This window comes from Pseudomonas sp. GW821-FHT09A09 (assembly GCF_059418405.1).
In genome coordinates this window covers 1-24,500 of sequence record NZ_JBWKPU010000047.1, presented here as the reverse complement: position 1 = coordinate 24,500, position 24,500 = coordinate 1, and the positions used below count along the sequence as shown (strand labels likewise).

The window sequence follows — 24,500 nt, the reverse complement described above, 5'->3', positions numbered from 1 at the left end:
ATGCAGTTCAGCGAATTATTGGCAGCGATTTCCACCCATGCGATCCGTCTGCAAACTGAAGAAGGCGACCTGATCATCCTCGGCGATGACGAAGCACTGGATGACGCCCTGTGGGATCAACTGATCGCCCACAAACCCCAGCTGCTGGCACTGGTTGCCGAACATGGCGGTGACTGGTTGAGCCCGGCCTACCGCATCACGCCGGACATGCTGGCGCTGGTCAACCTCGACCAGCCGGCGATCGACCGGATCGTGGCTGCCATCCCCGGTGGCGCAGCGAATGTGCAGGATGTGTACCCCTTGGCGCCGCTGCAAGAGGGCATGCTCTATCACCATTTGTCTGCCGAGCAGGGTGACCCCTACGTGCTGCACGCGCAGTTCGTGTTCGACAGCCGTGCACGCCTGCAGCACTTTGCCCAGGCGCTGCAATGGGTGATCGACCGCCACGACATCCTGCGCACGTCCATGGTGTGGGAGCGCCTGGATGAGCCGCTGCAAGTGGTATGGCGCAAGGCGCCGCTGGTCTGTGAAGAGGTACCGTTGAGCGGTGGCGACATCCTCGCCCAATTGCTCGCCCGCTATGACGCACGCACGTTCCGCATGGACCTGGGCCAGGCGCCGCTGCTGCGCCTGGTGTTCGCCGACGACCCGGCAAACCAGCGGGTGGTGGCGATGCTGCTGTTCCACCACACCATCCTCGATCACACCGCCCTGGACGTGGTGCGCCATGAAATCCAGCTGTACCTGGCCGGCGAGCAGGCCCAGGCCGGTGAGCCGGTGCCGTTTCGCAGCTACATCGCCCAGGTGCGCCACGGCGTCAGCGAGCAGGCGCACGAGGCGTTTTTCCGCGACATGCTGGCCGACATCGACGAGCCGACACTGCCCTTCGGCCTGCAAGACGTGCAGGGCGATGGCCAGGGCATCGACGAAGCGCGCCTGCCCGTCGACAGGGCGTTGAGCCGCCGCCTGCGCCAGCTGGCGCGGCCGCTGGGGGTGAGCGTGGCGAGCATGATGCACCTGGGCCTGGCGCGGGTGTTGGGCGTGGTGTCCGGTCGCGAGGCCGTGGTGTTCGGCACCGTGATGCTGGGGCGCATGGGCGCGGGCGAGGGCGGCGAACGCGCCCTGGGCATGTTCATCAACACCTTGCCGCTGCGCGCCGATGTGGGCGGGCAGGGCGTGCGTGCCGGGGTCAAGGCGATCCATGAGCGGCTCACCACCTTGCTGCATCACGAGCATGCATCCCTGGCCCTGGCCCAGCGTTGCAGCGGGGTGGCCGCGCCGACGCCGTTGTTCAGCGCCATCCTCAACTACCGGCACAGCGCGGCAACCGACATGGACGAGGTCATCGAGGTGGCCGACGGTATCCAGGTACTGGGCGCCGAAGAGCGCACCAACTACCCGCTGACGGTCAATGTCGATGACCTGGGCGAAGACTTCGCGTTGACCGTGATGGTGGACGCCGCCATCGGCGCGCAACGCGTTGCAAGCTACCTGCACACGGCCCTGGAAAGCCTGGCCGATGCCCTGGAGCAGCGACCGGATTCGCCGCTCAGCGGCCTGAACATCCTGCCCGACACCGAACGCCATCACCTGCTGCACACCCTCAATCACAGCCCTGCGCACTACGCCGATACGGCCCTGATCCACCACCTCGTCGAGTCCCACGCCGCCGCCCAGCCCGAGGCCATTGCGCTGCGTTTCGACAACCAACGGCTTACCTACCGCCAGCTCAATGAGCGCGCCAACCAGGTCGCCCATCGCCTGCTGGCCCAGGGCATTCGCCCGGACGACCGCGTGGCGATCTGCGTCGAGCGCGGCCTGGAAATGATCATCGGCCTGCTGGGCATCCTCAAGGCCGGTGCCGGCTACGTGCCAATCGACCCGGCGTACCCGCTGGAGCGCATCGCCTACACCCTGGCCGACAGCGCACCGCTGGCCGTGCTGGTGCAAGCCAACACCCGCCACCTGGTCGGCGACCTGGCGCAGATCGACCTCAACGGCCTGCGCGGCGAATCCCTGGTCAACCCGCGTGTCAGCGTCAGCCCGGCCAACCTGGCCTACGTGATCTACACCTCGGGCTCCACCGGCCAACCCAAGGGCGTGATGATCGAACACCGCCAGGTGGCGCGTCTGTTCACCGCCACCGCGCACTGGTTCGGCTTCAACAGCAACGACGTGTGGGCGCTGTTCCACTCCTTTGCCTTCGACTTCTCCGTGTGGGAGATCTGGGGCGCGTTGATGCACGGCGGCCAGTTGCTGATCGTGCCGCAACTGGTCAGCCGTTCACCGGACGAGTGCTACACGCTGCTGTGCGAGGCGGGCGTGAGCATCCTCAACCAGACGCCCAGCGCCTTCCGCCAATTGATCGCCGCCCAGGCCGACAGCCCCCAGGCCCACTCCTTGCGCCAGGTGATTTTCGGTGGCGAGGCCCTGGAGCCGGGCATGCTCAAACCGTGGTATGCCCGTGCGATCAACGCCGGTACGCAACTGGTGAACATGTACGGCATCACCGAAACCAGCGTGCACGTGACCTACCGCGCGCTGGAAGCAGCAGACGCGCAATTGGTCGGCGTCAGCCCGATTGGCGTGCGCATCCCCGACCTGCAACTGTACGTGCTGGATGAGCAGCGCGAGCCGCTGCCGGTGGGCGTGGTGGGCGAGTTGTACGTGGGCGGTGCCGGCGTGGCGCGGGGTTACCTCAACCGTGACGCGCTGAACGCCGAACGCTTCCTGGCCGACCCGGCCACCGGTTTGCGCATGTACAAGACTGGCGACTTGGGCCGCCTCAAGGCTGACGGCAGCGTCGAGTACCTGGGGCGCAATGACGACCAGGTGAAGATCCGTGGTTTCCGCATCGAACTGGGGGAAATCGAAGCGCGGCTGGCCACTGCGCCCGGCGTGCGCGACGCCGTGGTCGTGGCGCGCGAGGACGTGCCGGGGGACAAGCGCCTGGTGGCCTACGTGATTGCCGAGGGTGAGCTGAGTGTCGCCGCCTTGCGCGACCATCTGCTGCTGAGCCTGGCCGACTACATGGTGCCTGGCGCGTTCGTATTGCTGGACCAATTCCCCCTCACCACCAACGGCAAGCTCGACCGCAAGGCCTTGCCTGCACCTGATGCCGAGGCGCTGGTGCGGCGCGGTTATGCAGCGCCCCAGGGCGCAGTGGAAACCGCCATCGCGGAGCTCTGGCAAGAGCTGCTCACCCTTGACCGTGTTGGCCGCGACGACAATTTCTTCGAACTGGGCGGGCATTCCCTGCTGGCAGTCAAGCTGATCGAACGCATGCGCCAGCTGGACCTGAGCGCCGATGTGCGCGTGCTCTTCGGCCAACCCACTCTGGCGGCGCTGGCAGCGGCAGTGGGCGGGCAGCAGGAGGTGGCGGTGCCGGCCAACCGGATTACCGCAACCAGCCAACGCATCACCCCCGACATGTTGCCCCTGGTGGCGCTGGAACAGCCTGCCATCGACCATATCCTCGCCAGCGTGCCCGGCGGCCTGGGCAATGTGCAGGATATCTACGGCCTGGCCCCCTTGCAGGCGGGCATTCTCTATCACCACCTGGCAACCACCGAAGGCGACCCCTACGTATTGCAGGTGCAACTCAGCTTCGCCGACAAAGGTGCGGTGGACGCGTTCGCGCGGGCCTTGAACAGCGTGATCGAGCGCAATGACATCCTGCGCACCGGCATCCTCTGGGAAGGCCTGGATGAGCCGGTGCAAGTGGTGCTGCGCCACGCGCCGCTGGTGGTCGAGGGCATCGAGGTGGCGGGCGCTGATGCCCTGGCCACCCTGCAACAACGCTTCGACCCGCGCCATTACCGGCTGGACCTCACGCGCCCCTCGTTGATGCGCCTGGCCTATGCCGAGCAGCAGGGGCGTTTCGTCGGCATCCTGTTGCTGCACCACATCCTGCTCGACCACACCGCGTTGCAGGTGCTGGTGGAGGAAATGAGCGCGAGCCTGACAGGCAGCAGCGCGCAATTGCCCGACGCGGTGCAGTACCGCAACTATGTGGCGCAGGCCAGGCTGGGCGTGAGCCAGGCGCAGCACGAGGGGTTTTTCCGCGAGATGCTCGGCGACATCGACGAGCCGACCCTGGCCTTCGGCCTGCAGGACATCAATGGCGACGGCAGTGGCATCGTCGAGGCGCACTTGCCGCTGGAACCGGCGTTGAGCCTGGGCCTGCGTGAACAGGCACGGCAGTTGGGTGTGAGCACCGCCAGCCTGGTGCACCTGGCCTGGGCGCAGGTGTTGGCGCAGGTCTCCGGCCAGCAGGACGTGGTCTTTGGCACGGTGCTGCTGGGCCGCCTGCAGGGCGGTGAGGGCGCCGACCGCGCCCTCGGCATGTTCATCAATACCTTGCCGCTGCGTGTCAGTCTCGGCACGGTAGGCGTACAGGCGGGAGTGCGCGCCACCCACGCGCGCCTGGCGCAGCTGCTCGGGCATGAGCATGCCTCGTTGTCCCTGGCCCAGCGTTGCAGCGGCGTGCCGGCATCGTTGCCGTTGTTCAGCACACTGCTCAACTACCGCCACAGCGCGCCGGGCGAAGCACCGGGGGCCAGCCCGTTCGCGGCGTCCGGTATCGAAATCCTCAGCTCCGAAGAGCGCAGCAACTACCCGCTGGTGCTCAACGTCGATGACCTGGGCAGCGGCTTCGCCCTCACCGTGCAAGGGCTGGCCACGTTGGACGTGCAACGGGTGGGCGACTACATGCTCACCGCGCTGCGCCACCTGGTGACCGCGCTGCAACAGGCGCCTACCACGCCGTTGCAGGCTATCTCGATCCTGCCGCCCGCCGAGCGTCACCAACTGCTTGTGGACTTCAACGCCACCGCCCGCGACTACCCGGCGCAGCTTACCGTGCACCAGCTGTTCGAAGCCCAGGCGTTGGCCCGGCCCGAAGCGGTGGCGGCGGTGCACGGCGTGTTGTCATTGAGTTACCGCGACCTCAACCGGCGCGCCAACCGCCTGGCCCATCACCTGATCGGCCAAGGCGTGCAGCCCGGCGAAAGCGTGGCGATTGGCTTGCCTCGCTCTCTTGATTTGCTGGTCTGCCAACTGGCGATCCTCAAGTGTGGCGCCGTGTACGTGCCGCTGGACGTCAACGCCCCCGTCGAGCGCCAGGCCTTTATCGTGCAGGACAGCGGCGCGCGCCGGGTGCTCAACACCTTGGCCGACTTGAACCTGGACGCGCAGTCCCCACGCAATCCCGAACTGCTCCAGTCGGCAGAAAGCGTGGCGTACATCCTCTACACCTCCGGCTCGACTGGCGCGCCCAAAGGCGTGCAGGTGCCGCATCGGGCCATCTCGCGGCTGGTGCTCAACAACGGCTATGCCGAGTTCAACGAGCGTGACCGCGTGGCCTTCGCCTCCAACCCGGCGTTCGACGCCAGCACCCTGGAAGTGTGGGCGCCGTTGCTCAACGGCGGCTGCGTGGTGGTGGTCGAACACGCGGTGTTGCTGTCCCAGGCCGCGTTCGCGCAACTGTTGCAGGAGCAGTCCGTCAGCGTGTTGTGGATGACGGCGGGCCTGTTCCACCAATACGCCGATGCGCTGATGCCGCATTTGCGCCAACTGCGCTACCTGATCGTCGGCGGCGATGTGCTCGACCCGCTGGTGATCAGCCGCGTGCTCCAGCACGGCAAGCCCCAACACCTGCTCAACGGCTACGGGCCGACCGAAGCCACCACCTTTTCCACCACCCATGAAATCACCGCTGTGGGCGAGGGTGGCATTCCCATCGGCCGGCCGATCGCCAATGCCCAGGCCTATGTGCTCGATGCGCGCCAGCAGCCGCTGCCGCTGGGGGGGGTCGGCGAGCTGTACATCGGCGGTGCGGGCGTAGCCAAGGGCTACTTGAACCAGCCGCAACTGACCGCCGAAAAATTCATCGCCAACCCGTTCGGCGACGGCCTGCTGTACCGCACCGGCGACCTGGCCTGCTGGCAGGCGGACGGCACCTTGCTGTACCAGGGGCGCAATGACCTGCAGGTGAAGATTCGCGGTTTCCGCATCGAGCCCGGCGAAATCGAAGCGGCCCTGGCCGCTTTCCCGGGGGTGAACGACAGCGTGGTGCTGGTGCGTGAAGACGAGCCCGGCGACAAGCGCCTGGTGGCGTACTACACCGCCCAGGCGGCGCTGGACATCGAAGCGCTGCGCAGCCACCTGCAAGGCCGCTTGCCCGACTACATGGTACCGTCGGCCTATGTGTGGCTGGAGCTATTGCCACTCACCGCCAACGGCAAGCTCGACCGCAAGGGCCTGCCGGTACCGGACCAGAACGCGCGGCTCAGCCGTGGCTATGAAGCGCCGGAAGGCGAGGTAGAAACCCTGCTGGCGCAGATCTGGCAGGACGTGCTCAAGCTTGAGCGGGTAGGGCGTCACGATCACTTCTTCGAGCTGGGCGGGCATTCGTTGCTGGCGGTCAGCCTGATCGAACGCATGCGCCAGGTCGGCCTGAGCGCCGATGTGCGCGTGCTGTTCAGCCAGCCGAGCCTGGCCACGCTGGCAGCGGCGGTGGGCAGCGGGCGCGAAGTGCGGGTGCCGGCCAATGGCATTCCCGGGGGCTGCACCCGGATTACGCCGGACATGCTGACCCTGGTGCAGCTCGACCAGGCAGCCATCGACCGAGTCGTCGCCAGCGTGCCGGGCGGCGCGGCAAACGTGCAGGACATCTACCCGCTGGCGCCCTTGCAGGAAGGCATCCTGTATCACCACATCAGCGCCGAACAGGGCGACCCGTACCTGCTGCAGTCGCGCATGGCCTTCGACAGCCTGGAGCGCCTGCACGGGTTCATGGGCGCGTTGCAACAGGTGGTTGCGCGGCACGACATCCTGCGCACCGGCGTGGTCTGGGAAGGGCTGGACAGCCCGGTGCAAGTGGTGTGGCGCGACGCCCAGTTGGTGGTGCAAGAAGTGGCGCTGGACCCGGCCGACGGCGGCATCATCGAACAACTGCATGCGCGTTTCGATGCACGTCATTACCGCCTTGATATCACCCAGGCGCCGTTGTTGCGCATGGTCTACGCCAAGGACCCGGTCAACGGGAGGGTGGCAGCGATCCTGCTGTTCCATCACCTGGCCCTGGACCACACAGCCATGGAAGTGGTCGGCCAGGAAATGCGCGCCTTCCTGTTCAACCAAGCGCAAGACTTGCCGGCGGCCGCGCCGTTTCGCAACTACGTGGCCCAGGCGCGCCTCGGCGTGAGCGTGGCCGAGCACGAGCAATTCTTCCGCGACATGCTGGCCGACATCGACGAGCCGACCTTGCCCTTTGGTGTGCAGGATGTGCAGGGCGACGGGCGTGAAATCGAAGAAGCCGAGCTGGCGCTGGACGCCACGCTGGCCCAGCGGGTGCGCGAGCAGGCCCGGCTGGCAGGCGTCAGCGCGGCCAGCCTGATGCACCTGGCCTGGGCTCAGGTAATGGGGCTGGTGTCCGGGCGTGATGAGGTGGTGTTCGGCACCGTGTTGATGGGCCGCATGCAGGCCGGCGAGGGCGCGGATCGGGCCCTGGGGATGTTCATCAACACCTTGCCATTGCGGGTCGATGTGGCGGCTGGCGCGGCCGTGGCGGTCAAGGCCACCCATGCACGCCTGACGGCCCTGCTCGGGCATGAGCACGCCTCCCTGGCACTCGCCCAGCGTTGCAGTGGCGTGGCGGCCGCGTTGCCGTTGTTCAGCGCCTTGCTCAATTACCGTCACAGCAACCCGGGCGAAATGGCCCGCGATGGCCAGGGCATCTGGGAGGGCGTGCAGTTGCTCGGCGGTGAAGAGCGCAGCAACTACCCGCTGACATTGAGTGTGGACGATCTGGGCACAGGGTTTGGCCTGACGGTGCTGGCCTTGCCGCAGATCGGTGCCAGGCGCCTGTGCGACTACATGCACAACGCGGTGGCGCAACTGGTGACCGCACTGGAAACCGCACCGGGCACTGCGCTCAATCAACTGGCCGTGCTGCCGGTGGCCGAGCGCGATACCCTGCTGCGCGACTTCAACACCACCGCCGCAGACTACCCGACGGGCCAGACCCTGCACGGCGCGTTTGAGGTGCAGGCCGAGCGCCAACCCCACGCCGTTGCCGTGGTGCAAGACGGCGAAGCGCTGACCTATGCGCAACTCAACCGACGCGCCAACCAGCTGGCCCATCACCTGCTGGCGCTCGGTGTGCAACCGGACGACCGCGTGGCGATCTGCTGCCGTCGCGGCCCGCAGATGCTGGTGGGCTTGCTGGCCATTCTCAAGGCCGGCGCCGGCTATGTGCCAATCGACCCGGCATATCCCGCCGAGCGCATCCGCTACCTGCTGCAAGACAGCGCCCCGGTAACGGTGCTGGCCGAAGTCAGTACCCAGGCATTGTTGGGATCGGTAGCCAGCGTGGACTTGCAGGATTCGAGCTGGCAGCAGCAACCCACCCACAACCCGCACGTGCCTGCGCTGACCCCGGCGCACCTGGCCTACGTGATCTACACCTCCGGTTCCACCGGCCAGCCCAAAGGCGTGATGGTGGAACACCGTACCGTGGAAAACCTGGTGCACTGGCACTGCGAAGCCTTCGGCCTGGACCGTGCGAGCCACACCAGCAGCGTGGCTGGTTTCGGCTTTGATGCGATGGCCTGGGAAGTCTGGCCGGCGCTGTGCGTGGGCGCCACCCTGCACCTGCCGCCCGCCAGCGTCGGTAACGAGAACATCGACGAATTGCTGGCCTGGTGGCTGGCGCAACCGTTGGACGTGAGCTTCCTGCCGACGCCGGTGGCCGAGTACGCCTTCAGCCAAAACCTGCAGCACCCGACCTTGCGCATCCTGCTGATCGGCGGCGATCGCCTGCGCCAGTTCAACCAGGAACGGCGCTTTGCCGTGATCAACAACTACGGGCCCACCGAAGCCACGGTGGTCGCCACCTCCGGGCGTGTGCGGGCCGGCCAGGGCTTGCACATCGGCCGGCCGGTCGCCAATGCCTATGCCTACGTGCTGGATGCGCAACAGCGCCCGGTGCCGGTGGGCGTGGCCGGTGAGTTGTACGTGGGCGGCAGCGGCGTGGCGCGGGGTTACCTGAACCGCGCAGACCTGACGGCCGAACGCTTCCTGCAAGACCCGTTCAACCCGGGGCGCATGTACCGCACCGGCGACCTGGTGCGCTGGTTGCCCGACGGCAATCTTGAGTACCTGGGGCGTAACGATGACCAGGTCAAGTTGCGCGGTGTGCGGGTTGAGCTGGGCGAAATCGAAAGCCGCCTGGCCGCCCTGGACGGTGTCGGCGAAGCGGTGGTGCTGGTGCGCGACGGCCGCTTGGTGGCGTGGTTCACCGAGCAACGGCCGCTGGCGATTGAAGGCTTGCGCGAGCAACTGCAAGCCGTGTTGCCCGACGCCTTGGTGCCGGTGGCGTATGTGAAACTCGACGCGCTGCCCCTGACCGCTAACGGTAAGCTGGACCGCAAGGCCCTGCCCGAACCCGATCAAGCCGCTTTGCTCAGCCGCGACTACGAGGCGCCCCAGGGCGAGGTTGAAACCACCCTGGCGCGGATCTGGGCCGAGGTGTTGCAGGTGGAGCAGGTCGGTCGGCACGACCATTTCTTCGAACTCGGCGGGCATTCCTTGCTTGCGGTCAGCCTGATCGAACGCATGCGTCAGGTGGGCCTCAGTGCCGATGTGCGCGTGCTGTTCAGCCAGCCGACCCTGGCCGCACTGGCCGCCGCTGTGGGCAGTGGCCGTGAAGTACAGGTGCCGGCCAACCGAATTCCTGCGGGCTGCCAGCGCATCACGCCGGACCTGTTGCCGCTGGTGACACTGGACCAGTCGACCCTCGACGACGTGGTCGCCCGTGTCCCGGGTGGCGCAGCGAATGTGCAAGACATCTACCCGCTGGCGCCGTTGCAGGAAGGCATTCTCTACCACTACATCACCGCCGAAAGCGGCGACCCCTACCTGCTGCAATCGCACCTGGCCTTTGACAGCCTCGAGCGCCTGAACGCCTTCGCCCAGGCGCTGCAACAGGTGATCGACCGCCACGACATCCTGCGTACCGGCGTGGTCTGGGAAGGCCTGGCGCAACCGCTGCAAGTGGTGTGGCGCAGTGCGCAACTGAGCGTGGAGGAGCTGCACCTGCAAGGTGATGTGCTGGCGGGCCTGCATGAGCGGTTCGATGCACGGCGCTACCGGCTGGACATCAGCCAGGCGCCGCTGATCCGCCTGATGTACGCCAAAGACCCGGCCAATGCGCGGGTGGTGGTGGTGCTGCTGTATCACCATATCGCGCTGGACCACACCGCGTTCGACGTGGTGCTGCGCGAAATGCAGGGCCACTTGCTCGGCCAGCCGGCCCCGACGACAGCGCCGATGCCGTACCGCAACTACGTGGCCCAGGCGCGCCTGGGGATCAGCGAGCAGGAGCACGAGGCGTTCTTCCGCGGCATGCTCGGCGATATCGATGAACCGACCCTACCGTTTGGCTTGCAGGATGTGCGCGGCGACGGCAACGCGATCACCGAACACACCCTGCACCTGGACAGCGACCTCAACCGCCGCCTGCGTGCCCAGGCCCGTCTGTTGGGCGTGAGCACCGCCAGCCTGTTCCACCTGGCCTGGGGCCAAGTGCTGGCGGCCACATCCGGCCGTCACAGCGTGGTGTTCGGCACCGTACTGGTGGGCCGTCTGCAAGGGGGCGAGGGCGCCGACCGTGCCCTAGGGGTGTTCATCAACACCTTGCCGCTGCGCCTGGATATCGACGCGCAAGGCGCTCGCGCTGCCGTGCGAGACACCCATGCACGGCTGAGTGCGCTGCTCGGGCATGAACATGCGTCCCTGGCCCTGGCCCAGCGCTGCAGCGGGGTGGCTGCACCCGCGCCGCTGTTCAGTTCGATGCTCAACTATCGCCATCGCGGCGCGGCGACCCGCTCGGTGGACGCGCAACAGGCGTGGCAAGGCATGCAGACGCTGGTCAATGACGGGCGCACCAACTACCCGTTGACCCTGAACGTGGATGACCTGGGCGACGGCTTTGACGTGACGGCCTTGGCGCAACTCGACCCGCAGCGGGTCTGCGGTTACCTGCACGTGGCCCTGTGCGGCCTGGTCGAGGCCCTGGAGCAGGCGCCGCAGCACGCGCTCAATCGCCTGCCGGTGCTGGGCGAAGAAGAACGGCACAGGCTGCTGGTGACCTTCAACGCCACCGACGTGAGTTACGACCTCGACCAGACCCTGCATGGCCTGTTTGAAGCCCAGGTACAACGCACGCCGGATGCCATCGCCGTCAAGGCCGAAGAACAGCACCTCACGTATCAACAACTGAACGAGCACGCCAACCGCCTGGCCCATCACCTGCGTGAGCAGGGCGTGCAGCCGGATTCGCGGGTGGGCATCTGCCTCGAGCGCGGCCTGGATATGGTCATCGGCCTGTTCGCCATCCTCAAGGCCGGCGGCGGCTACGTGCCGCTGGACCCGGCGTACCCCCTCGACCGCATCGCCTACATGCTGCAAGACAGTGCGCCGGTAGTGGTGCTGGCCCAGGGCGCAACCCGGGGCCTGTTGGGCGAGGTGCCGGTGATCGACCTCGACCAACCAACCTGGCAGCATCAGCCCTTGAGCAACCCTGAGGTGCCGGGTCTGACGGCGCAGCACCAGGCTTACGTGATCTACACCTCCGGTTCCACCGGCCAGCCCAAGGGCGTGATCAACGAACACGCCGGGGTGGTCAACCGCTTGCTGTGGATGCAGGACGCCTATGGCCTCAAGGACCATGATGCGGTGCTGCAGAAAACCCCGTTCAGTTTCGACGTGTCGGTGTGGGAGTTCTTCTGGCCGCTGATGACCGGCGCACGCCTGGTGATGGCGCGTCCGGGCGGGCATAAGGAACCGGCCTACCTGTGCGAAGTGATCGCGGCGCAGCACATCACTACCTTGCACTTCGTACCGTCGATGCTCGATGTGTTCCTGGCCCACGGCGACGTCAGCCAGGCGGCCGGGCTGGTGCGCGTGATGTGCAGCGGCGAAGCCCTGCCGGGCAGCCTGGTGCGGCGCTTCAAGCAGCAATTGCCGCAGATCGGCCTGTACAACCTGTACGGCCCCACCGAAGCGGCGGTGGATGTGACCGCGTGGAATTGCGCGCGGCCGCAAGTGCCGGACAACACGCCGATCGGCAAGCCCATCGCCAACACCCGCATGTACCTGCTGGATGCGCAATTGCAACCGGTGCCCCTGGGCGTGGTCGGCGAGTTGTTCATTGGCGGCGTGCAAGTGGCGCGCGGTTATCTCAATCGCCCGGACCTCACCGCCGAGCGCTTTCTCAAGGACCCGTTCACCAACGGCCGGATGTACCGCACCGGTGACGTCGGCCGGTACCTGCCCGACGGCAACATTGAATACCTGGGGCGCAATGACGACCAAGTGAAGATCCGTGGCCTGCGCATCGAACTGGGGGAAATCCAGGCGCGCCTGCTCGACCATCCCCAGGTCAGCGAAGCCGCCGTGGTGGCCCGCGAAGACCGCCTGGTGGCCTATTACACCGGCGTGCCCACCGACATCGACAGCCTGCGCGCCCACCTGCTGCTGCACCTGCCGGACTTTATGGTGCCTGCGCTGTTCGTGCACCTGGAGGCGCTGCCCCTGAGCCCCAACGGCAAGCTCGACCGCAAGGCCCTGCCGGCCCCGGGCATGGCAGCGCTGAGCGTGCGCGAGTACGCCGCACCGCAAGGCGAAACCGAAACCCTGTTGGCGCGGCTGTGGGCCGAACTGCTGGGCGTGGAGCGGGTGGGGCGGCATGACAATTTCTTCGAACTGGGCGGGCATTCGCTGCTCGCCGTGAGCTTGATCGGGCGCTTGCGCCAGGAAGGCATGGAAGCCGATGTGCGGGCGTTGTTCGAACAGCCGACCCTGGCTGGCTACGCCGCCATAACCGAACGAATGGAGATCGTCCTGTGAGCATTCTCGAACTGCTGGCGACGCTGAAGAGCAAAGACATCCAACTGGCGCTCAAGGGCGAACAGTTGGCGGTGCAAGGTAAAAAACAGGCGCTGAGTGACCCGGCCATCATGGCCGCGTTGCGCGAGCACAAGCCGGGGTTGATCGAGTTGATCAAGGCTGGCGACTACACGGCGACTAAGGCTGGTGAAGTCGAGGTGCCGGCCAATGGTATTGCGGCCGGCACCGAGCACATCACCCCGGCCATGCTGACGTTGTCGACGTTGAGCCAGGAGGAGATCGAGCGGATTGTCGCGACGGTCGACGGCGGCGTGGCGAACATCCAGGACATCTACCCGTTGGCGCCGTTGCAGGAAGGCATTCTGTTTCACCACGTGAGTGCTGAACAGGGCGACCCGTATGTGATGCAGTCGCAGTTCTCGTTCGACAGCCTGGCGCGTTTCGAGGCGTTCGCCCAGGCCTTGCAGGCGGTGATGGATCGCCACGATATCCTGCGCACCGGGGTGGTGTGGGAAGGGCTGCAAGAACCGTCGCAAGTGGTGTGGCGCCGGGCGCAGTTGCCGATCCAGGCCCTGGTGCTGGACCCGGCCGACGGCGACATCGCCGCGCAACTGCATGCATTGTTTGATGCCCGCCACTACCGGCTGGACGTGACCCAGGCGCCGTTGCTGCGCCTGGTGCGTGCCGACGACCCGGCCAATCAGCGCATCGTCGCAACCTTGCTGTTCCACCACATGGCGCTGGACCACAGCGCGCTGGAAGTGGTGTGCCATGAGCTGCAGGCGTGCCTGTTGGGGCAGGGCGCGGCGCTGGGCCAGGCGGTGCCGTTTCGCAACTATGTGGCACAGGCGCGGCTGGGGATCAGCGAGCAGGAGCACGAGAGCTTCTTCCGCCAGATGCTCGGCGACATCAGCGAGCCGACCTTGCCGTTTGGCTTGCAGGATGTGCAGGGCGATGCCCGTGGCATTACCGAGGTCAACCTGCCGCTGCCTGCGCCGTTGGCCCAGCGTTTGCGTGCCCAGGCCCGGCAATTGGGCGTGAGCGCGGCGAGCCTGTTTCATATGGGCTGGGCGCAGGTTCTGGGGGCACTGGCCGGCAAGCAGCAGGTGGTGTTCGGCACCGTGTTGATGGGGCGCATGCAAGGCAGCCATGACACCGAGCGGGCCCTGGGGATTTTCATCAACACCTTGCCGTTTCGCGTGGACGTGGACGCCACCGACGTGCGTGCCGGGGTCAAGGCCACCCACGCGCGGCTGACCACCTTGCTGCGCCATGAACACGCGGCCCTGGCGCTGGCCCAGCGCTGCAGTGGGGTGGTGGCGCCGACGCCGCTGTTCAGTGCCTTGCTCAACTACCGCCACAGTGCGCCGGCCGCCAGCGCCAACGCCGCATCGGCCTGGCAGGGCATTGCCGCCCTGAGTGCCGAAGAACGCACCAACTACCCGCTGACCTTGAGCGTGGATGACCTGGGCGAAGGGTTTGGCTTGAGCCTGCTCGCCAGCACGGCCGTGGACCCGCAGCGCGTGTGTGCCTACCTGCACACCGCGCTGGAGAACCTGGTGGCGGCACTGGAACAGGCCCCCCACACCGCCCTGAACCAGGTGGCTGTAGTGCCCGCCGCCGAACAGCAATTGCTGCTCGAACAGTTCAACGCGACCCACGCCGACTTCCCCCAGGGCACCACCTTGCACGGGCGCATCGAAGCCCAGGCGGCCCGGACGCCCGAGGCCATTGCGGCCGTGCATCAAGGCCGCCAACTGACCTACGCCGAGCTGAATCAGCAGGCCAACCTGCTGGCCCACCACCTGCTGGCACTGGGTGTGAAGCCCGATGACCGCGTGGCTATCGTCGCCCGCCGTGGGCTGGACACGCTGGCCGGGTTGCTGGCAATCCTCAAGGCCGGTGGCTGCTACGTGCCGGTGGACCCGTCCCACCCGGCCGAACGCTTGAACTACCTGCTGACCGACAGTGCCCCGGTGGCGGTGTTGACCCAGCAGGCCCTGCTTGATCGCCTGCCGGCCCTGGAAGTGCCGGTGATCAACCTCGACCGCTACACCTGGCAGCACCATTCGGCGAGCAACCCCAAGGTGGCCGTCACGCCCTCACACCTGGCGTATGTGATCTACACCTCCGGCTCCACCGGCTTGCCCAAGGGCGTGATGGTGGAGCACCACACCGTGGCCAACCTGGTGGACTGGCATTGCACGGCGTTTGACCTGTGCACCGGGCGCCACACCGCCAGCGTCGCCGGTTTCGGCTTTGATGCGATGGCCTGGGAAGTGTGGCCAGCGCTGTGTGTCGGCGCGACTTTGCACTTGCCGCCGGCCAATGACGGCGCCGAAGACATCGACGCGCTGCTGGCCTGGTGGTGCGCGCAGCCTTTGGACGTGTGCTTCCTGCCGACGCCGGTGGCCGAGTACGCGTTCAGCCAGCAGATCGAACACCCCACGTTGCGCACCCTGTTGATCGGCGGCGACCGCTTGCGCCAGTTCGGCCGGGCGCAGCATTTCGAGCTGATCAACAACTACGGCCCCACCGAGGCCACGGTGGTCGCCACGTCCGGCAAGGTGGAGGCGGGCGGGGTGCTGCATATCGGCAAACCTATCGCCAATGCCACGGTGTACCTGTTGGATGAACAGCAGCGCCCGGTACCCTTGGGCGTGGCGGGGGAGCTGTACGTGGGCGGCAAGGGCGTGGCGCGGGGTTACCTGAACCGCCCGGAACTCACCGCCGAACGCTTCCTCGACGACCCCTTCAACGGCGGGCGCATGTACCGCACCGGCGACCTGGCGCGCTGGTTGCCGGAGGGCAACCTTGAATACCTGGGGCGCAACGATGACCAGGTGAAGATCCGTGGCGTGCGCATCGAACTAGGGGAAATCGAAACCCAGCTCAACCAATTGGCCGGCATTCTTGAAGCGGTGGTGCTGGTGCGTGAAGAACGTCTGGTGGCTTACTTCACCGAGAACCCCCAGATCGATCCGTTGGCGGTCGGCGATATTCGCGCCCACCTGGTGGCGCACCTGCCGGACTACATGGTGCCGGTGGCCTACATGAAGCTGGACGCGCTGCCCCTTACCGCCAATGGCAAGCTCGACCGCAAGGCCTTGCCGGCGCCGGACCAGGCCGCCGTGTTCACCCGTGAATACGCCGCACCCGAGGGCGAGATCGAAGGCGTACTGGCGAGTATCTGGAGCGACGTGCTGCAGGTTGAGCGCGTTGGGCGCCACGATCATTTCTTCGAACTGGGCGGGCATTCGCTGCTGGCCATGCGCATGGTCTCCCAGGTGCGCCAGCGCCTGGGGGTGGAGCTGCAACTGGGCGACCTGTTTGCCAACGCCGAACTGTGCGCGGTCGCCGAGGTGCTGGCCCAGGCCGGGCGCAGCACCTTGCCGGATATCTTGCCGGCCAACCGCGATGAAGACGTACCGCTGTCGTTCGCCCAGCAACGCCTGTGGTTCCTGGCATTGATGGAAGGCGCCAACACTGCCTACAACATTCCCATCGGCCTGCGCCTGCGTGGGCAACTGCATGTACAGGCCGTGCAACGGGCGCTGGCGCGCATTGTGGCGCGCCACGAAACCCTGCGCAGCCGCTTCGCCCAGCACGGCGACACCGCCCAGGTGCTGATCGTGCCGGCCGAAGACGTGCTGCCCCTGCAAGTGCAGGACCTGCGCCGCCACCCGCAGCCGCAACAGGCGCTGGACGCGTTGATCCATGGCGAAGCCTCGGCGCCCTTCGATCTGGAGCGTGGCCCGCTGCTGCGTGGGCGCCTGGTGGTGATGGCCGACGATCACCATGTGCTGTTGCTGACCCTGCACCACATCGTCTCCGATGGCTGGTCCATGGGCGTGCTCACCCGCGAGTTGATGGCGCTGTACCAGGCGTTCAGCCACGGCTTGCCGGACCCGCTGCCGGCCTTGCCGATCCAGTACGGTGACTTCGCCGTGTGGCAACGCCTGTGGCTCAGTGGCGAGGTGCTGCACCGCCAAAGCACTTATTGGCAGCAGGCCCTGGCCGGTGCGCCGGCCTTACTCACGTTGCCCACCGACCGCCCGCGCCCGGCGCAGCAGGACTACGCCGGCAGCAGCGTCGACGTGCGCCTGGACGAACGCCTCACGGCCGGGCTCAAGGCCTTGAGCCAACGCCACGGCACCACCTTGTACATGACCTTGATGAGCGCCTGGGCGGCCTTGCTCGCGCGGTTGTCCGGCCAGCCGGACCTGGTGATCGGCTCGCCGGTGGCCAACCGCACCCGCAGCGAGGTGGAAGGGCTGATCGGCCTGTTCGTCAACACCCTGGCGGTGCGTATCGACACTTCGGGTGAGCTGAGCGTCGAGGCACTGCTCGCGCGGGTCAAGGCCCAGACCCTGCAAGCCCAGGCCCATCAGGACCTGCCCTTCGAGCAGGTGGTGGAAATCACCCGGCCAGTACGTAGCCTGGCTCACAGCCCGTTGTTCCAGACCCTGCTGACCTGGCAGGACAGCAGCGCGCCCACACTGGCCCTGGGCGACCTGGCGCTGGAAGGCATTGTCGAGAACAGCCACTTTGCCAAGTTCGACCTGTCGCTGAACCTCGGCGAAGTGCAGGGCAGCATTCTCGGCGCGCTGGAGTATGCGGTGGCGCTGTTCGATGAAGCCACGGTGCAGCGTTATGTGGGGTACTTCATTCGCGTGTTGCAGGCCATGGTCGAGAACGATCAGGCGGTGCTGGAACACCTGCCTCTGGTGGGCGAGCGGGAACGTCAGCAGGTGTTGTTCGACTTCAACGCCACCGACGTCCCTTACAACCTCGACCAGACGCTGCACGGCCTGTTCGAAGCGCAAGTGGCGCGCACGCCGCAGGCGGTAGCACTCAAGGCGGGCGAGCAGACCTTGACCTATGCCGAACTCAACGCCCAGGCCAACCGGCTGGCTCACCACCTGCTGGCGCAGGGCGTGCACGCCGATTCGCGGGTGGCGATCTGCGTGGAACGCAGCTTGGAAATGGTCATCGGCCTGTACGCGATCCTCAAGGCCGGCGCCGCCTATGTGCCGCTGGACCCGGCCTATCCGCCGGAGCGTATCGCCTACATGCTGCACGACAGCGCGCCCCAGGTGGTGCTGGCCCAAGGCAGTACGCGGGGCTTGCTCGGCGATGTGCCGGTGATCGACCTGGAGCAGCCGACCTGGCAGCACCTGTCCGTTGATAATCCGCACACCGAGGCCGTGAGTGCCTATGTGATCTACACCTCCGGCTCCACCGGGCAGCCTAAAGGAGTGATCAACGATCACGCCGGGGTGGTCAACCGCCTGCTGTGGATGCAGGACGAATACGGGTTGACGGCCGGCGACACGGTCTTGCAGAAAACCCCGTTCAGCTTTGACGTGTCGGTGTGGGAGTTCTTCTGGCCGCTGATGACTGGCGCACGCCTGGTGATGGCTGCGCCGGGTGGGCACAAGGACCCGCAGTACCTGTGCCGGGTGATCGCGGCGGAGCAGGTCACCACCCTGCATTTCGTGCCGTCGATGCTCGACGTGTTCCTCGCCCATGGCGAGCTGAGCCAGGCCGCCGGGCTGGTGCGGGTGATCTGCAGTGGCGAAGCCTTGCCGGGCAGCCTGGTGCGACGCTTCAAGAAGCAACTGCCCGGCAGCCAACTGCATAACCTGTACGGCCCGACGGAAGCGGCGGTGGATGTCACCGCCTGGAACTGCGCGGGGCCGGTGACGCCGGACAACACCCCCATCGGCAAGCCGATTGCCAACACGCGCATGTACCTGCTGGACGCCCAGTTGCAGCCGGTGCCCTTGGGCGTGGTGGGCGAGCTGTTCATTGGCGGCGTGCAAGTAGCGCGAGGTTATCTCAATCGCCCGGACCTAACGGCTGAACGCTTCCTCAAGGACCCGTTCACCGAGGGCCGCCTGTACCGCACCGGTGACGTGGGCCGCTACCTGCCAGACGGCACCATCGAATACCTGGGGCGCAATGACGACCAGGTGAAGATCCGTGGCTTGCGCATCGAACTGGGGGAAATCCAGGCGCGGCTCACCGAGTACCCGGCGATCAACGAAGCCGCGGTCATCGCCCGCGAACAGCGCCTGGTGGCGTACTACACCGGTGAACACAACGACATCGACGTCTTGCGTGCCCACCTGTTGCAGCACCTGCCGGAATTCATGGTGCCTGCGACCTTTGTTCACCTCGATGCACTGCCGTTGAGCCCCAACGGCAAGCTCGACCGCAAGGCACTGCCGGCACCGGGCCTGGAGTCGCTGGCTGTGCGCGAGTACGAGGCACCCCAGGGCGACACGGAAGTGGCCCTGGCGAGTGTGTGGGCCGAGTTGCTCAACGTGGAGCGCGTAGGCCGTCACGACAACTTCTTCGAGCTGGGCGGGCATTCGCTGCTGGCGGTCAGCCTGATGGGGCGCCTGCGCAGCCTGGGCTTGTCGGCAGACGTGAAAGTGCTGTTTGCGCAGCCGACGTTGGCCGGTTTGGCGGCGGCATTGGGCGGCAGCCGTGAAGTGGCAGTGCCCGCTAATCGAATTGGCGCCTGTTGCACGCATATCACCCCGGACCTGTTGCCGCTGATCACCCTGGAGCAAGCGGCCATCGACCGCATCGTCGCGTGCATCCCCGGTGGCGCGGCGAATGTGCAGGATATCTACCCGCTGGCACCGTTGCAGGCAGGCATGCTCTATCACCATCGAGCGGTGCCCGAAGGCGATGCCTACCTGTTGCAGGCGCAATTTGCCTTCGACCATCACGAACGCCTGGAAGCGTTCGCCATGGCCTTGCAGGCCGTGATCGAACGGCACGACATCCTGCGTTCGTCGTTCCACTGGGACGGCTTGGAAGAACCGGTGCAAGTGGTGTGGCGCGACGCGACGCTGCGTGTTGAAACCGGGGCGTTGCCCCTGCGCCTGGACGTGGGCCAGGCGCCGTTGATGCGCCTGGTGTATGCCCAGGAACCCGGGCGGGTGGTCGCCACCTTGCTGTTCCATCACCTGGTGATGGACCACATCGCCCTGGAAATCCTGCAACACGACATGCAGGGGTTCCTGTTGGGCGATCAGGACGGGCTGGGCGAAGCGGTGCCGTATCGCAACTATGTGGCCCAGACCCGCCTGGGTGGCGGTGACCATGAAGGGTTCTTCCGCGAGATGCTGGGCGACATCGACGAGCCGACCGAAGTCGAACCGCTGGGCGATGACGCGCCTGCGCAGCTGGCGCTGGACCCGCAGTTGAGCCAGCGCTTGCGCAGCCAGGCCCGTGAGGCCGGCGTGAGCAGCGCGAGCCTGATGCACCTGGCGTGGGCCCATGTGCTGGGCAAAGTGTCCGGGCGTGAGCGGGTGGTGTTTGGCACGGTGATGCTCGGTCGCCTGCAAGGGGGCGAGGGCGCCGAACGGGCCATGGGGGTGTTCATCAACACCTTGCCGTTGCGCGTCGACCTGGGCGAGCGCCCGGTGCGTGACGCACTGCGGGCCACCCATGCGCGGCTGACGCAACTGCTCAGCCATGAACACGCGCCGCTGGCACTGGCCCAGCGTTGCAGTGGCGTGCCGGTGGGCACGCCGCTGTTCAGCGTGCTGTTCAATTACCGGCATAGCGCGCCGCAGGCCGGAGGTGTGGCCGAGGCGTGGCAGGGCATTCAAGTGCTCAAGGCCGAGGAACACACCAACTATGGCCTGTCGTTGAGCGTGGATGACCTCGGTGCAGGGTTCAGCCTCAAGGCCACGGGGCCGGGCGCGCGGCGTTTGTGCGAGTACCTGCAGGTGGCGCTGGAGCAGGTGGTGCAGGCCCTGGAGCAACGCAGCGAGATTGCTATCGGCCGCTTGCCCGTGCTGCCGGCGACCGAAGTTTTGCAACTGCAAGGTTTCAACGCCACGGCGCGGACCTTTCCCCGTGAACACACCGTGCAGCGCCTGTTCGAAGCCCAGGCCCAGGCTCGCCCGGGCGCTTTGGCCGTGCGTCATGGCGAGCAGACGCTGAGCTACGGTGAGTTGAACACTCGCGCCAATCATCTGGCTCATCATCTGTTGGGACTGGGCGTGCTGCCGGGCGACAACGTGGCGATCCTGCTGCCGCGTTCTGTCGATCTGCTGGTGAGCCAACTGGCCGTGCTCAAGTGCGCGGCGGCCTATGTGCCGCTGGACATTCATGCGCCGGCCGAACGCCAGGGCTTCATGCTGCAGGACAGCGGCGCGGTGTGGCTGTTGACCCGCAGTGATATGCCCGTCGGCTACCCGACCCGGCGCCTGGACCTGGACACCCTGGCCCTCGACCCGCAGCCCAGCCACAATCCCGACTTGTCGCAGTCCTCGGACAGCGTGGCGTACATCATGTACACCTCCGGTTCCACCGGGACGCCCAAGGGCGTGCTGGTACCGCACCGTGGCATCACGCGGCTGGTGATCAACAACGGCTATGCCGATTTCAACGCCGCCGACCGCGTGGCGTTCGCCTCCAACCCGGCGTTCGACGCCAGCACCATGGACGTGTGGGGGCCGCTGCTCAATGGCGGCCAGGTGCAGGTGATCGACCACGCCACCTTGCTCGCCCCGGCGGCGTTCGGCGCGGCCCTGGAAGGCGCGACGGTGCTGTTCGTGACCACGGCGCTGTTCAACCAGTATGTGCAGATGATCCCCGACGCCCTGGCCGGGTTGCGCATCCTGCTGTGCGGCGGCGAGCGCGCGGACCCGGCCGCATTCCGCAGCCTGCTGGCGCGAGCCCCGGCGTTGCGCCTGGTGCATTGCTACGGGCCGACGGAAACCACCACTTACGCCACCACCTACGAAGTGCGCGCCATTGCCGTAGATGCGGAAAGCGTGCCGGTGGGCCGGCCGATTTCCAATACCCACATCCATGTGCTGGACGCGCACTTGCAGCCGGTGCCGCTGGGCGTGACGGGTGAAATCTGCATCGGCGGCGACGGCGTCGCCAGGGGCTATTTGAACCGTCCCGAGCTGACGGCCGAGAAGTTCGTAAGTGACCCGTTCAACCCGGGTGCCCTGATGTACCGCACCGGCGACCTGGGACGCTGGACGGCGGACGGCTTGCTCGAATGCATCGGGCGTAACGACGACCAGGTGAAGATTCGCGGTTTCCGCATCGAGCTGGGTGAGATCGAAGCGCGCCTCGCCACCTTCGCCGGCATCCGGGAGGTGGTGGTGTTGGCCCGTGAAGACAATCCCGGAGACAAGCGGCTGGTGGCCTATTTCACCTGGGCGGCAGAGGCGCTGGAGATCGACCGCGTGCGCGCCCACCTGCACGGCCAGTTGCCGAACTACATGCTGCCTTCGGCCTATGTGCCGCTGGCGCAACTGCCGCTGACCGCCAACGGTAAAGTCGACCGTAAAGCGCTGCCTGTCCCGGCCATGGAAGCCCTGTGCAGCCGCGATTTCGAAGCACCTGCCGACGCACTGGAAGAGACCCTGGCGCAACGTTGGGCCGAGGCGTTGAAGGTGGAACACGTGGGGCGGCACGACAGCTTCTTCGAGCTGGGTGGGCATTCGCTGCTGGCGATCCGTCTGGTCAACCTGCTGGAAGAGGCCGGGTTGCCGGTGTCCCTGGCGGAGCTGTTCCAGCACGCGAGCGTGGCCGGCGTGGCGAACCTGCTGCGCCAGCGCACGGGTGAGCCGGAGCGTGATCCCGCGGTGATCACCGTGCGCAGCAGCGGCGCGCAACCGCCGTTGTTCCTGGTGCATGAGTTCAGTGGCATGGACGTGTATTTCCCTGCCTTGGGCCAGCACCTGCCGGGGGATTACCCCATCTATGGCCTGCCGGGTGTGCCGCTGGGTGAAGCGCACCTGAACACCCTGGAAGGCCTGGCGGCGCGGATGGTCGGGCTGATCCGCAGCCTGCAACCCCACGGGCCGTATCGCGTGGCGGGCTGGTCGTTTGGTGGCGTGTTGGCCTATGAGGTCGCCATGCAACTGCTCGGGCTGGATGAGCCGGTGGCGTTCCTCGGTTTGATCGACAGCTACGTGCCGCGCATGACCGACCAGGGCAAGGCGCGCTGGAGCGGGCCCGAGGCCCTCAAGCGGCATTTGCTGTTGCAGTGCACGGCGTATTGGAAAGCACAGGGAGGTGCGAATGAACTGGAAAGCCTTGGGCAACTGGAGGCGAGCCTTGGACAGCTGGACTTTGCGGGCTTGCTGCAACGCTGTCGCGATCAAGGTTTGCTATACGCGCAAATGGCGGCGGCGTCGGACGCCGACCTCTTGAGCTTCATCGAGCGCGAAGTGGGGCATGGGCATGCGCTGGCGCACTACAGCCTGTTCCCATTGCCAATCCCGGTGCACCTGTTCAGCGCCGAGCAACGGCCGACCGAGCTGTCCCGTCGCAGCCAGTCCTTGGGCTGGAGCGAGGCGTTGGCACCGGGGCAGTTGCGCCAGGTGGAAGTGCCGGGCGATCACCAGAGCATGATGCAGGCGCCACATATCCAGGCCCTGGGCCGTGCGATGACCGACGCCTTGGCGGGCGCTGTGCCGATGGCGCCTGCGGTGCATCAACCGTTGTTGCGCATCCAGGGTGGCCGGGTCGGGAACGCCCCGGTGTTCTGCGTGCCGGGGGCGGGGGACAGCGTCACCGGGTTCGTCGGGCTCGGCGAGGCCCTGGGGCGTGACTGGCCGTTGTACGGCCTGCAGCCGCGCGGCCTGGACGGTGAGGCGGTGCCCCACAGCCAGGTGGAAGCAGCGGCGCAGTGTTACCTGGCGGCGCTGACGCACGAGTGCCCGCACGGGCCGGTGCACCTGGTGGGGCATTCATTTGGTGGCTGGGTGGCGCTGGAAATGGCGCTGCGGTTGCAGGCGATGGGGCGCGAGGTGGCGTCGTTGACGGTGATCGACAGTGAGTCGCCCGGTGGCAATGGCGTGGTGGGGCGGCCGTATACGACGACGGCGGCGTTGTTGCGTTTGATCGAGGCAATGCAATTGTCCGCCGGGAAGTCGTTGGGGATCGATCCGCTGGACTTTGCCGGGCGTGATGAAGGTGCCCAACGGCAGCTGTTGCATGCGGGCATGGTGAACGTCGGGTTGTTGCCGGGGCGTGCTTCGGTGGACGCGATGGAGGGGCCGGCGCGGACCTATGCGGCGGCGTTGCGAACGGTGTATCGGCCGGTGCAGCGGTATCGTGGGATCGTGCGGTTGGTGTTGGCCCAGGACCCGGCCCTGGATGCGGCGGGGAATCAGCGGGAGCAGGGGTTGATGGTTGAGGGCTGGGGGAGACAGGGGAGTGGGGTGCAGGTTTGGTATGGTGCAGGGAATCACTTTACGTTGCTCAAGGCGCCGAATGTGCAGGGGTTGGCGCGGTGGTGGCTGGATGGGGTGGTGGTTGGGGAGGTGGTTTCGTGAGGGGTGTGCGTTGTAGGAGCTGGCTTGCCTGCGATAGCGGTGGTGGGTCGGTGTACATATCCGTTGCTGCGGTAACGGCCACCTATGGTTCCGCTCTTACAGCGGGTCACTTTTGGAAAGGCCCAAAAGTAACCAAAAGGCCTTCGCCCCACCACTCGGCACCTCGCCTGGGCTCGGTGTTCCCTCACTCCGGCTTGAATCCGTGGGCCGCCGCCACGCGCCATCCATGGCGCGGGGCGGCTAACCCGGCGTCCTGCC

At 66.6% G+C, this 24,500-nt stretch carries 2 protein-coding genes; both read left to right on the top strand.

Translation table 11 applies throughout. The annotated features are described in order from the left end of the window. Complete coding sequence (locus AC07OV_RS27660; RefSeq protein WP_495093393.1) at positions 1-12,912, top strand: amino acid adenylation domain-containing protein; 12,912 nt, start codon at positions 1-3, stop codon at positions 12,910-12,912. Beyond that, positions 12,909-24,242, top strand: coding sequence for an amino acid adenylation domain-containing protein (locus AC07OV_RS27655; RefSeq protein WP_495093392.1), 11,334 nt, complete (start codon positions 12,909-12,911; stop codon positions 24,240-24,242). The genes AC07OV_RS27660 and AC07OV_RS27655 overlap by 4 nt, the downstream gene beginning before the upstream one ends. Positions 24,243-24,500: the final 258 nt, after the last annotated feature.

What these genes read in the sequence shown, in the direction of transcription:
- AC07OV_RS27660 (WP_495093393.1), top strand. Translation starts at nt 1, where the DNA reads ATGCAGTTCAGCGAATTATTGGCAGCGATTTCCACCCATGCGATCCGT.